This window comes from Devosia polycyclovorans, from assembly GCF_042181575.1.
Taxonomy (GTDB): domain Bacteria; phylum Pseudomonadota; class Alphaproteobacteria; order Rhizobiales; family Devosiaceae; genus Devosia; species Devosia polycyclovorans.
The window spans coordinates 3,531,319-3,544,443 of record NZ_CP170082.1 but is presented as its reverse complement, the minus strand read 5'-3'; the positions used below and the strand labels follow the sequence as shown (position 1 = coordinate 3,544,443).

General features: G+C 62.7%; 12 protein-coding genes. 7 read left to right on the top strand and 5 right to left on the bottom strand.

The window, feature by feature from the left end; genetic code table 11:
* Window positions 1-7 precede the first annotated feature (7 nt).
* The 5 genes from ACE4RL_RS17665 to ACE4RL_RS17645 are packed head-to-tail and all read left to right on the top strand — an operon-like array spanning window position 8 to window position 6,277.
* A complete protein-coding gene (locus ACE4RL_RS17665; protein ID WP_375598408.1) occupies window positions 8-1,435 on the top strand; it encodes a type II and III secretion system protein family protein in 1,428 nt (475 codons plus the stop codon).
* 24 nt (window positions 1,436-1,459) lie between these two features.
* Window positions 1,460-2,734: a CpaE family protein gene (locus ACE4RL_RS17660; RefSeq protein ID WP_375598407.1), complete on the top strand. Its 1,275-nt coding sequence runs from the start codon at window positions 1,460-1,462 to the stop codon at window positions 2,732-2,734.
* Between the two features lie 36 nt (window positions 2,735-2,770).
* Window positions 2,771-4,270: a CpaF family protein gene (locus ACE4RL_RS17655; RefSeq protein WP_375598406.1), complete on the top strand. Its 1,500-nt coding sequence runs from the start codon at window positions 2,771-2,773 to the stop codon at window positions 4,268-4,270.
* 2 nt (window positions 4,271-4,272) lie between these two features.
* The gene (locus tag ACE4RL_RS17650; protein ID WP_375598405.1) at window positions 4,273-5,247 is read left to right on the top strand and encodes a type II secretion system F family protein; all 975 of its coding nucleotides are present in this window, start codon (window positions 4,273-4,275) and stop codon (window positions 5,245-5,247) included.
* A gap of 16 nt (window positions 5,248-5,263) precedes the next feature.
* Entirely contained in the window at window positions 5,264-6,277 is a 1,014-nt protein-coding gene (locus tag ACE4RL_RS17645; protein ID WP_375598404.1) for a type II secretion system F family protein, read from the top strand.
* A gap of 445 nt (window positions 6,278-6,722) precedes the next feature.
* On the opposite strand, the gene ACE4RL_RS17640 is transcribed toward ACE4RL_RS17645, so the two are convergent.
* Entirely contained in the window at window positions 6,723-7,493 is a 771-nt protein-coding gene (locus tag ACE4RL_RS17640) for a tetratricopeptide repeat protein (protein ID WP_375598403.1), read from the bottom strand.
* 147 nt (window positions 7,494-7,640) lie between these two features.
* Between ACE4RL_RS17640 and ACE4RL_RS17635 the strand changes: the two genes are divergently transcribed.
* Entirely contained in the window at window positions 7,641-8,990 is a 1,350-nt protein-coding gene (locus ACE4RL_RS17635; protein WP_375598402.1) for a M17 family metallopeptidase, read from the top strand.
* On the opposite strand, the gene ACE4RL_RS17630 is transcribed toward ACE4RL_RS17635, so the two are convergent.
* The 4 genes from ACE4RL_RS17630 to ACE4RL_RS17615 form a co-directional block, all read right to left on the bottom strand.
* A complete protein-coding gene (locus ACE4RL_RS17630; RefSeq protein WP_375598401.1) occupies window positions 8,978-9,397 on the bottom strand; it encodes a YqaA family protein in 420 nt (139 codons plus the stop codon). The genes ACE4RL_RS17635 and ACE4RL_RS17630 overlap by 13 nt on opposite strands.
* A 44-nt stretch (window positions 9,398-9,441) precedes the next feature.
* Complete coding sequence (locus ACE4RL_RS17625; RefSeq protein WP_375598400.1) at window positions 9,442-10,137, bottom strand: YqaA family protein; 696 nt, start codon at window positions 10,135-10,137, stop codon at window positions 9,442-9,444.
* Window positions 10,138-10,219: 82 nt separating this feature from the next.
* Window positions 10,220-11,158, bottom strand: coding sequence for a 2-hydroxyacid dehydrogenase (locus ACE4RL_RS17620; protein WP_375598399.1), 939 nt, complete (start codon window positions 11,156-11,158; stop codon window positions 10,220-10,222).
* 78 nt (window positions 11,159-11,236) lie between these two features.
* A complete protein-coding gene (locus ACE4RL_RS17615; protein ID WP_375598398.1) occupies window positions 11,237-12,013 on the bottom strand; it encodes a c-type cytochrome in 777 nt (258 codons plus the stop codon).
* A gap of 284 nt (window positions 12,014-12,297) precedes the next feature.
* Between ACE4RL_RS17615 and ACE4RL_RS17610 the strand changes: the two genes are divergently transcribed.
* Window positions 12,298-13,119, top strand: a complete 822-nt coding sequence (locus ACE4RL_RS17610) for a prephenate dehydratase (protein ID WP_375598397.1) — start codon at window positions 12,298-12,300, stop codon at window positions 13,117-13,119.
* Window positions 13,120-13,125 lie beyond the last annotated feature (6 nt).

The following is a 13,125-nucleotide window of genomic DNA, read 5'->3' as shown; positions in this document are numbered from 1 at the left end:
CGAGAGAATGATGGACAAGCCAATCACCAATACTATGCAACGCCTGCCCCGAGCAGCGGCCATTTTCGGTCTGGCAGCGCTGATGTGCACATCCGCAGCCATTGCTCCGGCTTTCGCGCAGGCAACCCCGGCGCAGTTGACCATCGCTGCTTCCGCCTATGGCGCGGTGCGCTCGCTCGATGTGGAACTGAACAAGTCTGTGATCGTCGACCTGCCGGCCGGCGTCGCCGAGGTGATCGTTTCCCAGCCCAATGTCGCGGCTGCAATCATGCGCACCCGCACCCGCAGCATCATTCAGGGCGTCACCGGCGGCAACACCAACGTATTCTTCCTTGACGATCAGGGGCGCACAATTCAGGTGCTTGACCTGCGCGTCATCGAAGAGCCCTCTCAGGTCGGCAACGCCCTCGAGGACGCCTTGGCACGCGTTATTCCTGGCTCCCACATCAGCGTTGAATCGGTCACGCTGGGCGGCGGTACCAATCGTGTGGTGCTTACCGGCACGGTGCGTTCGGCCGAGGATAAGGACCGCGCCCTGGCGGTCGCCGTTCAGTTTGCCGGGGGCGCTGACAATGTGGCCAGCATCATTGATGTTGCCGGCGCCCAACAGGTCATGCTGCAGGTTACCGTGTCCGAAGTGAAGCGGGACATCGCCAAGCAGTTCGGCATCAATCTCGGCGCCGCTTTCAACTTCGGCACCACCAATCTCTTCAGCTTCGTCAACAATCTGGTGGACATCGAAACGCCTCACGGCCTGAACTATTCCTATCAGAACGGCGGAACCCAGGTAGCGTCGGCCATTCGCGCGCTGGAAGGGCGCGGTGCCCTGCGTGTCCTCGCCCAACCCACGCTGACCGCCATCTCCGGTCAGGAGGCCAAGTTCCTCGCGGGCGGCGAACTGCCCTACTACACTTATGACGAGACCGACGATAACCGGCTGACCCGCACGGTGACCTTCAAGCCCTATGGTGTCGAACTCTCCTTCACCCCGGTGGTCAAGTCCAACGGCAGCATCGGCCTGACGGTCGATACATCGGTGTCCGAACCTCAGGCCGACTTCTCGATCACCAAGCGTCAGGCCTCGACCTCGGTCGAATTACCCAGCGGCACAACCCTGTCCATTGGCGGTCTGTTGCAGGAAAGCGCCAGCCAGGACATCCAGCAATTCCCCCTTCTGGGCGATATCCCCATCCTGGGCGCGCTGTTCCGTTCGCGCGAATACCAGACCCAGCAAACCGAACTGGTCATCCTGGTCACGCCTTATCTGGTGTCGCCCAGCCCGGCCAACTCCATTCCCGTGCCGACCGATCGCACCACCATGGCCAGCGATGCCGAGGGCATATTCCTGGGCCGGCTCGAGACCATCTACGGGGTTGGCGCCACTGGCGAGTTCCGGAGTGGTTTTTCCGGCAATGTCGGCTTCGTTTTGGACTGATTGCGGATCAGGAGCAGCAGATAAATGAGTTTCCTTACCCCCGACCAGCCCGCCCAGATCGAGGAACCGGCCGCCGAGATCGCCTCGGGCGCCCGCCTTGTGCCGCGCATCACCATCCAGGCTTTCTGCGAGCATTCGCAGACCGCCCAACTGGTTGAAAGCGCCATGCACGACCGGCGCATGTCCAAGGTGGCGCTCACCACGCACAATGGTGGCATAGACGGCGCTGTCGAGACCTACAAGTCCAACCCCACGCCCAATCTCATCATCGTCGAGACCACGCTCTCGCCCGCCGAGATACCCTCGGCCCTGGGGCGGCTGGCTGAGGTGTGCGATGCCTCCACCCGGGTGATCGTGCTGGGCCATGTCAACGACGTGCTGCTCTATCGTGAACTGATCCGTTCGGGCATCTCGGAATATGTCGTGCTGCCGGCAACTTCGGCCGAGATCGTCACCTCGATCACCGACCTCTATGCCGCCGAGGGCGCGGCACCGATCGGCCGTACCATCGGTTTCATTTCCGCAAAGGGCGGGGCTGGCAGCTCCACCATTGCGCACAATGTCGCCTGGGCCATCGCCACCGGGCTGCGCCAGGACTGCCTGATTGTCGACATGGACCTGCCCTTCGGCACGGCCGGTCTCAACTTCAACCAGGATCCGCCGCACGGCCTCGCCGATGCGGTGCTGGCCAACCAGAAGGTCGACCAGACCATGCTGGATCGCCTGATGAGCAAGGCCGCCAACCACATCAACCTGCTCACCGCACCCGCTACCCTGGACCACACCTGGGATTTCGAGGAACGAGAATTCGAACAGGTCATCGAAACTTGCCAGAAGAGCGTGCCGGTGATCGTGCTGGATATTCCGCATTGCTGGAACAGCTGGACCCGCCAGACCCTGGCCTCGATCGATGATGTCGTGATCGTGGCCGAGCCGGACCTGGCCAATCTGCGCAATGCCAAGAACATGGCCGATACCATCAAGGCCATGCGGCCCACCGACAACACCCCCAAGCTGGTGATCAACAAGCTGGGGCTGCCGCGCCGTCCCGAAATCGGGGCGGGCGAGTTCGCCTCTTCAGTGGAATGCGAACTGGTCGGACAGATCGGCTTTGACGCTCAGCTCTTCGGCACCGCGGCCAATAACGGCCAGATGATTGCCGAGGTGGCGGCCAACAACAAAAGCAACGAAGTGTTTTCGGCCATCGGCATGCGGGTCACAGGCCGCCAGTCGGCCCATACGGCGGCGAAATCGGGGAGCCTGCTCAAGCTTCCATCCCTATTCAAGAAGCGGGCCTGAGGCAAGCAGACATAGAGACGGACGGTAGGGAATTTCATGTTTGGCAAGCGCACCACATTTGGCGGCAATACGCCTGGACTGAGCGAGGCACCGCGGCCGGTGCCCAGCCCGTCGCCTGCGGCTGCGCCGGCGCCCGCCCAGCCCAAGCGCCGCGCCAGCGATGATGACAGCATGGGCGCGCGCATGCGCACCACCGACGAGGTGCTCGATGTCCGCGCCCCCGCCGATGCCCAGCGCGCCAAGGAATATTTCCAGACCAAGTCGGCCATCTTCAACGCGCTGATCGACTCCATCGATCTCAGCCAGCTCGCCACGATGGAGACCCAGTCGGCGCGCGAGGAAATTCGCGACATCGTCGCCGAAATCATCGCGCTCAAATCCATCGTCATGTCGATTTCCGAGCAGGAAGACCTGCTCGAGGATATCTGCAACGACGTCCTCGGCTATGGTCCGCTCGAGCCGCTGCTGGCGCGCGACGACATCGCCGATATCATGGTGAATGGCTCGCAGAAGTGCTATATCGAGGTGGCCGGCAAGGTGCGCCTGACCAATGTGCGCTTCCGCGACGACGCGCATCTGATGAATGTCTGTCAGCGCATCGTCAGCCAGGTCGGCCGCCGGGTCGATGAAGGCTCGCCCATCTGTGACGCGCGCCTGCCCGATGGCTCCCGCGTCAACGTCATCGCGCCGCCCCTGGCCATCGATGGCGCCGCGCTCACCATTCGTAAGTTCAAGAAGGACAAGCTGACCCTCCAGCAGCTGGTCAAATACAATTCCATCTCGCCCGAAGGCGCCGAGGTGCTGCGCATCCTCGGGCGCGTCCGCGCCAATGTGCTGATCTCGGGCGGTACCGGTTCGGGCAAGACGACGCTGCTCAATTGCCTCACCGCCTTCATCGAAAAGGATGAGCGCGTCATCACCTGCGAGGACTCGGCCGAACTCCAGCTCCAGCAGCCCCACGTCGTGCGTCTCGAAACTCGCCCGCCCAATCTGGAGGGCGAGGGCGAGATCACCATGCGCGATCTTATCAAGAACTGCCTGCGCATGCGTCCCGAACGCATCATCGTCGGCGAAGTCCGTGGCCCCGAGAGCTTCGACCTGCTCCAGGCCATGAACACCGGCCATGACGGCTCCATGGGCACGCTGCACGCCAACTCGCCGCGCGAAGCTCTCAGCCGTCTCGAATCCATGATCACCATGGGCGGCTATGCTCTCCCCAGCCGCACCATTCGCGAAATGATCGTCTCGTCCATTGACGTCATCGTTCAGGCCGCGCGCCTGCGCGATGGTTCGCGCCGCATCACCCACATTTCGGAAGTCTTGGGCATGGAAGGCGACGTCATCGTCACCCAGGACGTCTTCGTCTATGACATCCTGGGCGAGGATTCGAACGGCATGCTGATCGGCAAGCATCGCTCCACCGGCATTACCAAGCCGCAATTCACCGAACGCGCCCGCTACTTCAACGAGGAAGCCAACCTCGTGGAAGCGCTCGAAAAGGCCAATACCGAACAGCACGAAATTTTGGGCCGCTGATCATGACCATGCTCCTGCTTGTCGCGCTCTTCGTCGTCACCATCGGGGCGGCCGGCTTTGCCCTGGTGCCCTCGGCTCTGGGCAATAAGCGCGCCGAGCAGCGCATGAAGGCGTTTCAGGGCGATATCCGCGTCAATCGCCGCGAGGCCGATGCCAGCCGCACGCGGGAAGACCGGCGCAAGACTGTCCAGCAAGCGCTCAAATCCCAGGCCGATGAGCTCAATGCCAAAAAGCGCATCAGCCTCCCCGACCTGATCTTTCAGGCCGGCATGACCATCAAGCCGGCCGCCTTTATCCGCAACAGCATCATCTTCGGCGTCGTCCTGCTGGTGGTGCTTGTGGTTGCGCAGGTGCCCATCTATTTTGGAGCCATCTTCGCCCTGGCCGGCGGCTATCTCCTGCCGCGCATGTATGTCTCGCGCCGCCGCAAGAAATACCAGGACCGGTTCCTGGACGAATTGCCCAACGCCATCGAAGCCATTGTCCGCGGCGTCAAAACCGGCCTGCCGCTCAACGATTCCATGCGCGTGGTCGCCAGGGACACCAAGGAGCCGGTGAAGTCCGAATTCGCCCGTGTGCTCGACCAGCAGAGCTTTGGCATGTCCATGACCGAGGCGGTGCAGGTCCTGCTCGATCGCGTGCCGCTGCCCGAAGTCAACTTCTTCGTCGTGGTCATTTCCGTGCAGCAGCAGGCCGGCGGCAATCTCTCCGAAGCGCTGGGCAATCTGGCGCGCGTGCTGCGCAACCGCAAGAAGATGAAGCAGAAGGTCAAGGCCATGTCCTCCGAGGCCAAGGCCTCTGCCGGCATTATCGGCTCGCTGCCCATCGTGGTGGCGGTGCTGGTCTCGCTGGTCTCACCCACCTATCTCCTGCCGCTCTTTGCCACCCCCGTGGGCAATGTCTGTCTGGCGGTCGGAGTGCTGATGCTGGCCACCGGCATTTTTGTCATGAACCGCATGGTCCAGTTCGAAGTTTGAGGCGGAGGCCAGGGTCGTGAATATCATCGAGCTTCTGACGCAGCGGGATTTCCTCATTGCCGTGCTGGCCGCCATCTCGGCCGCCGCGGTGGTTTTCACCTTCGGCTCCACCATGATTGTCCGGCAGGACATGAAGCAGCGCATCAAGCGCGTTGCGGTGGAACGCGACCGCATGCGCGCCGAGGAAATGGCCCGCCTGCGCGGCGGTGCGGCCGCTGCCAATGGCCGCTCCTCCATCCGGCGCGGCAAGGAAGCCAAGTCCTATATGAAGCAGGCCGTGGAGCGCTTCGACCTCAAAAAGGCCTTCCAGGACGACACCACCGTCGACAAGCTCGCCATGGCCGGCCTGCGCGGGCAGGGGGAATTGACCAAGTTTCTCTTCCAGCGCCTGGTCTATCCCATCGCCATTTTCGCAGTCGCCGCCTTCTATCTGTTGATCATGGCGCCGGGCGACCGGCCACTCTATCTCAACCTGGTCTATGCCATCGGCGCCGGTCTGGTGGGCGCCTATGTGCCGCTATTGCTGCTCAAGAACCGCACGCAGAAACGCCAGACCTCCATCCGCCGCTCCTGGCCGGACTGTCTCGATCTACTGCTGCTCTGCGTCGAGGCCGGCATGTCGATGGAACATGCATTCAAGCGCGTCGCCAAGGAAATCGGCGGCCAATCCGCTGAGCTGGCCGAGGAGCTGACCCTCACCACGGCCGAACTGTCCTTCCTCGAAGACCGCACCCGCGCCTATGAAAATCTGGGCCGCCGCACCGGTCTCGACGGTGTCAAATCGGTGATGACCGCGCTCATCCAGGCCGATCGCTACGGCACCTCGGTCGGTCAGGCCCTGCGCGTCATGGCCGAGGAAGGCCGCGAGGCCCGCATGATGGAAGCCGAGAAGAAGGCCGCGGCCCTGCCGCCCAAGCTGACCGTGCCGCTAATCCTGTTTTTCCTGCCCGTACTGTTCATCGTCATCCTCTCGCCGGCCATGATCCAGGTATTTGGCGGCCCCGTCGCATCGACAGTGGGCGGCGGTTAGGACCGTTCGCCAACGGGGCGCCGCGCACTTGGCTCAGGTCCTGTGCCCGCCCGATCAGCAAGCCTTCGTGGCTGCGAATGTAGCAGAGCCGATGGCTGCTGCAGGCCACGATTATTGCCGCCTCAGGTGTTGTGATGCAGCGCGATGGACGTGCACTCAGCTGTCTGTGAGAGCGGTGGTCTGGGCAAAGATTGTTCGCGCATCGGCGCCTGCGGGAAGACGCATTGGGGCGTCCGGCTCGGTCACGGCTCGCCATATGGCCTTTGCCACATCGTCTGCCTAAGTTTTCTCACTCGAGCTGCGCATCGTTGCAAAGCAGTCCTGCACAAAGACTTCGTAGGGGGGCGGGACGTCCATCCCCATGCGCGCGACAGCGTTCTTTCCGAAGGCGGCGACGTCTCTGTTTGTAGTTTTCCGAGGCGCACGCGCCTCGGGATGCGTCCACCTAGCCCTTTTCGATCAAATCCCAGCGGTTCTGCTGGGTAAGAAGGGCCCGGACATAGGCCATATTGGCTTCCACCTGGTCGGGCGGCAACTCGGCGGCATAGATGGCCCGGCTTTCGTCGAACCGGCCCTGCAGGCCCACCACCAGCGCCAGGTTCTGACGGGTCTGACTATTGGCACCGCGCATCTGCACCGCGCGCCGCAAATGCTTTTCGGCCGCGACCAGATCATTGGTCATGGCGTAGGAAAGGCCCAGATTGGTCTCGATCGAGGCTTCGCCAGGCGCGATGACCGAGGCCTGCACGTAAACCTGCCGCGCCTCCTCGTGGCGACCGGTCTGGTCCAGTGTTGCCCCCAGCACCAGCAAGGCGTTCCAGTCCGGCGCATCGGGTTCGATCACATTGCGCAGCACTTCGATGGATTGGTCGAACCGCCCCGCGGCTGTCAGGGCCTTGGCATAGGCAACGCTGATCGCCACATCGCCGGGATGATGGGGGATCGCCTGTTCCAGCGCAGCGGCCGCCTGTTGCGGCTGCCCGGCCGCCCGCAGCGCTGCCGCATAGTGAATGACCACGGCCCTGTCCTTGGGATTGGCCCGATAGCGCGCGGTCAGCTGGCCCAGCTGGGCATGGCTTTCGGCCGCGCTCAGCCCAGCATAGTCGGTATTGGCCAATTGTCCGCGATTGGACGCACAGGCCGACAGCGCCAGCGTTGCCACGCCTGCCAGCAGCAGGGGGCGCAGCGCTCCGATCATTCGCTTTGCCTTGAACACGTCTTGCTCCGGGCCGTCAGCAGGCCATCTCAACTCATCCCCGAGCAATAGATCATTAACCCTAACGCCCGGTTAAACACCGCCGCGGCAGCGTTGTGCCCCGGCGCTGTCCCGGTTAGACAGAGGGCAGTGCAACGGAGCCCTGACATGTCCAAACAGTCTGCCATCCCCCTGATCTTCATTCCCGAAGGAGGGCTGCAAGCGGCACCACTGGAGGACAGCCAGCGCGCCTGGGCCGAGGCCAACCGGTTTACCGGCCAGCAGGGTCGCCTCTTGGCCCTGCCAGACAGCAAAGGCCGTGTTACCGCCTGGCTTTTCGGAACGGGCGCAGCCGAAGGCCGCCCCGTCTTCGTAGCCGGATTGGCCGGTGCCGGCCTGCCCGAGGGCGATTACCAATTGCAGGGCGAGGTGGGCGATCCGACCCTCGCGGCCATCGCTTTCCGCCTGGGGACTTACCGCTTCGAAACCTATCGCAGCGCCCCTCCGCCCCCGCGGCTCGTCCTGCCCGAAGTGGCCGACAGCGCCGAGGTCGAGCGGCAGGTGGCGGCGGCGAGCCTGGCGCGGGATCTGATCAACACGCCTGCCAACGACCTGGGTCCCGATGCACTCGAAGCCCGCGCCCGCGAACTGGCAAAAACGCATGGTATGAGCGTCAGCGTCACCGCCGGAGACGACCTGCTGGATCAGAACTTCCCCATGATCCACGCCGTTGGCCGCGCCAGCGCCCAGGCACCGCGCCTCATCGATCTGCGCTGGGGTAAGGACACCGATCCAAAGGTCACGCTGGTGGGCAAGGGCGTCACCTTCGATACCGGCGGCCTCGACATCAAATCGGCCTCCGGCATGCTGATGATGAAGAAGGACATGGGGGGCGCCGCCAATGTGCTGGGCCTGGCCCATGCCATCATGGATGCCGGCTTGCCGGTACGGCTGCGGGTGCTGCTGCCGGTGGTCGAGAACGCCATTTCAGGCAATGCCTTCCGCCCCGGCGACGTTCTGCGCTCGCGTGCCGGTCTCAGCGTGGAAATCGGTAATACCGACGCCGAGGGCCGGCTGATCCTCGCCGACGCGTTGGCCCTGGCTGATGAGGAGACGCCCGAACTGCTGATCGACATGGCCACGTTGACCGGTGCGGCACGCATTGCCCTTGGCCCGGAGCTGCCTGCGCTCTATTCAACCGACGATCGGGTTGCCGCCGGTGTGGCCGCGGCCGGTCTGGCGGCCGAGGACCCGCTCTGGCCCATGCCGCTCTGGTCGTCCTATGCCGGGCTTCTGTCCTCCCGCATCGCCGACATCAACAACGCCGCCTCCGGTGGTCATGCCGGCTCGGTCACCGCGGCGCTGTTCCTCAAGCGCTTCGTGCGCAATGCCGGTGCCTGGGTACATCTCGACATTTTCGGCTGGGCCCCCGATGCCCGCCCTGGCCGCCCCGCCGGTGGCACCGACCAGGCCATCCGTGCGCTCTATGGCTTCCTGCGTCAGCGCTATTTGGGCTGAACGGGAGCCAGCGAGCCTGGGATGATATCGGTGCCGATGGTCTGCTCGAACACCTTGTCAGTGACCTCTGTGCCATGCTTGGGAAACAGCAGGGGCGCTGCCGCAAAGCCGCCAATCACGGCGGCCAGCATCACCCAGCCGGCCCATTTCTTGTGTTTTTCGATGAAGGTGCTGGCCACCGGCCCGAAAAAGTAGAACAGGCCGCAGGGCACGAAGAAGCGCAGCCCCCGGCCGATTATCCCGTAAAGGATGAAGGTCCAGATATCGATGCCGGCAACGCCGCTGGTAATGGTGATGATCTTGTAGGGAATCGGGGTGACAGCCCCGATCATGATCATGAATGCTCCATTGGCGACAAAGCTGTCGCGCAACTGATCGAACCCGGCGCCAGCGCCATAGAACTCCACGATTCCCTTGCCGACCGTGCGCTCTATGGCTTCCTGCGTCAGCGCTATTTGGGCTGAACGGGAGCCAGCGAGCCTGGGATGATATCGGTGCCGATGGTCTGCTCGAACACCTTGTCAGTGACCTCTGTGCCATGCTTGGGAAACAGCAGGGGCGCTGCCGCAAAGCCGCCAATCACGGCGGCCAGCATCACCCAGCCGGCCCATTTCTTGTGTTTTTCGATGAAGGTGCTGGCCACCGGCCCGAAAAAGTAGAACAGGCCGCAGGGCACGAAGAAGCGCAGCCCCCGGCCGATTATCCCGTAAAGGATGAAGGTCCAGATATCGATGCCGGCGACGCCGCTGGTAATGGTGATGATCTTGTAGGGAATCGGGGTTACAGCCCCGATCATGATCATGAATGCTCCATTGGCGACAAAGCTGTCGCGCAACTGATCGAACCCGGCGCCAGCGCCATAGAACTCCACGATTCCCTTGCCGATGGAATCGAACAGGAAATAGCCGATGGCATAACCGAATATGCCGCCCACCACCGAGGACACCGTGCAGATCGTAGCCAGCCGCCAGGCTCGACGGCGGTCGGCCAGGATCATGGGCGCGAGCATGACCTCGGGAAAAACCGGAACGATCATCGCCTCGAGAAAACAGATCAGCGCCAGGATCGGCTCGGCCAGCGGATGCCCCGTGGCGGATTTCAGCCGCTCATAAAGGCCCGGTTTTTCCTGTTGCACTGTGTCGGTCATACCCCTCAACCGGCTCCTTCTGTTTCAGCCATCCTGCTTGCATGACACATTGATCCCTGACCAGTGAATTTTATGTGTCGAACTAATATCCCCGCGCGCGGTCTACCACATTGGGCAGCGCCTTGCCCTGCTCATGATCTTTCAACACGCGCGTAAAGTAGCGCACCCCGCTTTGCTCATTGGAAATGGCTGCGATATGCGGCGTGATATAGCAGTTTTCCATACCCCAGAGCGGGCTGTCCGGGGGAAGGGGCTCAACCTCGAACACGTCAAGGCTCGCCGCTCCCAGCGTGCCGTCTTCCAGCGCTTGGACGATATCGGCTTCTTTCTGGTGCCCGCCGCGCGCCGCATTGATGATAACAGGTCCGCCGGCCAGCCTGTCCCGCCGCAATTTGGCAAAGGTGGCGCGATTGAGAATGCCCGTGGTTTCCGGGGTCAGCGGCAGCAGATTGACCAGAATATCAGTGCCGGCCAGGAAGTTGTCGAATTCCGCGTCGCCAGAAAAGCCCGCCACGCCGTCCATGTCTTTGGGTGTGCGGCTCCAGCTTCTGAGGTCAAAGCCGAGCGGCTTGAGCCGACTGACCGCATCCTGCCCTAGCACGCCCATGCCCATGATGCCCACCGTGGTCTCGCCTGCGGCGGGCGGATAATACTGGTCCCAGCGGCGCGCCTTCTGGTCGGCCTGGAAGCGGGTGAACTGGCGGTGATGCATGGTCACATGCGCCACCACATAATCGCTCATACGCTGGCTAAGGTCATCATCGACAAAGCGCACGATCGGGGCATCAGGCAGGTTGGGGTGCCTGAGCAGCGCGTCCACCCCGGCACCCAGCGAGAGCACTGCCTTGAGGTTGGTCAGGCCGTCAAAAGCGTCAGCCTTGGGCTTCCAGACAAAGATATAGCGAATCTCGGCCGGGTCGAAACTGTCTCCCCGCCGCACCACGGGGTAGGGCGCCAGCGCGTCTGAAAATGCCCGAGCCCAGCTCGCTTCATCAACATCGGAAAGGTGCAGCAGCAGCATCGACAACGGTCCTTGATATGAAAAAAGCCGCACCTTGGGGCGCGGCTTTCTTGAGAATCTGGTCAGTCAGGCAAAGCCTTACTGGCTGGCGGCCGGCGCTTCCGGGCTTGCCGGCGAGGTTTCCTGAACCGGCGTGCCTTCCACCCGACTATCCGACTGGGTCGCAGTCGGCGTTTCCACGGCGGCACCCGGCTCGGTCGTCACGGTCTCTACGCTAGCATCGTCAGGCGCAACGATTTCTTCGGGAATGGTCTCGACTTCGGTGACCTCGCCTTCGGCCGGGGCCGCCTCTTCTGCGGGCGCAGCTTCCGGCTCGGGGAACGGCACCGGATTGGCCGAAAGGGTCTGCAGGTAGGCCAGGATATCTGCACGTTCCTCGGGCGAGCGGACGCCGGCAAAACTCATCTTGGTACCGGGCGCGTAACCGCGTGGGCTGGCAAGGAAAGCGTCGAGGTTCTCGTAGCTCCAGGTCAACCCCTCATTGCGGTGCTGAATGAGGATATCGGAATAGGCAAAGCCTTCCACACGGGCTTGTAAGGCCCCGACCACGCCATAGAGCACCGGGCCCTGCTTATTGGCTTCGCCCTCGCCGAAATTGTGGCAGCTCTGGCATTTGCGAACCGCCGCGGCGCCGTTTTCTACGCTTGCGCTGGCGAGCAACACACCAAGGGGAACGGTTGGCTCTTCCTCGGCTGGCGCGCCGGCTTCGGCGACTTCCGGTTCGGGAAGTGCATAGCCGGGGCCGCGGTTCTCGATGGGGTGATAGATGGCTTCCGCCACAAACCCTACACCCATGACAAACAACAGGGTGCCGAGCACGGCGCCGATGATCTTGTTTAGCTCGAACGAATCCATTTGGTCTCTCTGCCGGTCCATCCCCGTGGACATTTATCCGAACCAGCCCAACTTTAGATACCCAATAGGGAAATCCGCCTCAACCGGCCGGTTCGACGCGCGCGGAACATAGTATCAAGACCACTTGTGGCGCAACAGGTCAAACCGCCGCGGCGTGGTCCGTGTAGTGGAAAATGCCTCCGGCGCGCCGAATTTCCGCCTCGTCGGGCAGAGGGCTGCCAGATTGACTCTTGCCCGGTCGCGCGCCACAACCCGCCAGCCTTACGCATTGACGGACCAGACCGATGACCAAGAATATTGCTTTCCAGGGTGAACCCGGCGCCTTCAGCCACGCGGCTGCCGCCAATGTCTTTCCTGGTGAGGAATTTCTGGGTTGCGTTACCTTCGAGGAGACGCTCAATGCCGTGCAGACCGGGAAGGCCGACTATGCCGTGGTACCTGTCGAGAATTCGCTTTATGGCCGCATCACCGACATTCACCATCTGCTGCCCGAAAGCGGGCTCAACATCATCGGCGAGACCTATCTGCGCGTCGAGATGACCCTGCTCGGCGTGCCCGGTGCGAAGCTGGAAGACATTGAGGCCGTCCAATCGCTGTCGGTCGCCCTGGGCCAGTGTCGCAAGTTCATTTCGAGCCGGGGCCTGAGAACCATAAACGCTGTCGACACCGCCGGCTCGGCCCGCGAGATTGCCGAAAAGGCGGATCCGGCCGTTGCGGCCATTGCCTCGCGCTTTGCCGGCGAAATCTATGGCCTCACCGTTCTGGCCGAGAATATCGAGGACGCCGACCACAATACCACGCGCTTCCTCGTGCTCTCGCCCACCGAAAAGCTTGCGCCCAACCAGGGCAAGGTGAAAACGACCTTTGTGTTCCGCGTACGCAACGTGCCCGCAGCCCTCTACAAGGCCATGGGCGGCTTTGCCACGAATGGCATCAATATGACCAAGCTCGAAAGCTACATGGTCGGCGGCGCCTTCACGGCGACCCAGTTCTATGCCGATATCGAGGGGCACCCGGACGATATCGGCGTGCAGCATGCCTTCGAAGAGCTGGGATTTTTTACCGACTACTTCCGCATTCTGGGGGTCTATCCGGCTGCGGATTGAGCCAGA

What these genes read in the sequence shown, in the direction of transcription:
- ACE4RL_RS17665 (WP_375598408.1), top strand. Translation starts at nt 8, where the DNA reads ATGATGGACAAGCCAATCACCAATACTATGCAACGCCTGCCCCGAGCA.
- ACE4RL_RS17650 (WP_375598405.1), top strand. Translation starts at nt 4,273, where the DNA reads ATGACCATGCTCCTGCTTGTCGCGCTCTTCGTCGTCACCATCGGGGCG.
- ACE4RL_RS17610 (WP_375598397.1), top strand. Translation starts at nt 12,298, where the DNA reads ATGACCAAGAATATTGCTTTCCAGGGTGAACCCGGCGCCTTCAGCCAC.
- ACE4RL_RS17625 (WP_375598400.1), bottom strand. Translation starts at nt 10,137, where the DNA reads ATGACCGACACAGTGCAACAGGAAAAACCGGGCCTTTATGAGCGGCTG.
- ACE4RL_RS17635 (WP_375598402.1), top strand. Translation starts at nt 7,641, where the DNA reads ATGTCCAAACAGTCTGCCATCCCCCTGATCTTCATTCCCGAAGGAGGG.
- ACE4RL_RS17655 (WP_375598406.1), top strand. Translation starts at nt 2,771, where the DNA reads ATGTTTGGCAAGCGCACCACATTTGGCGGCAATACGCCTGGACTGAGC.
- ACE4RL_RS17620 (WP_375598399.1), bottom strand. Translation starts at nt 11,158, where the DNA reads ATGCTGCTGCTGCACCTTTCCGATGTTGATGAAGCGAGCTGGGCTCGG.
- ACE4RL_RS17660 (WP_375598407.1), top strand. Translation starts at nt 1,460, where the DNA reads ATGAGTTTCCTTACCCCCGACCAGCCCGCCCAGATCGAGGAACCGGCC.
- ACE4RL_RS17615 (WP_375598398.1), bottom strand. Translation starts at nt 12,013, where the DNA reads ATGGATTCGTTCGAGCTAAACAAGATCATCGGCGCCGTGCTCGGCACC.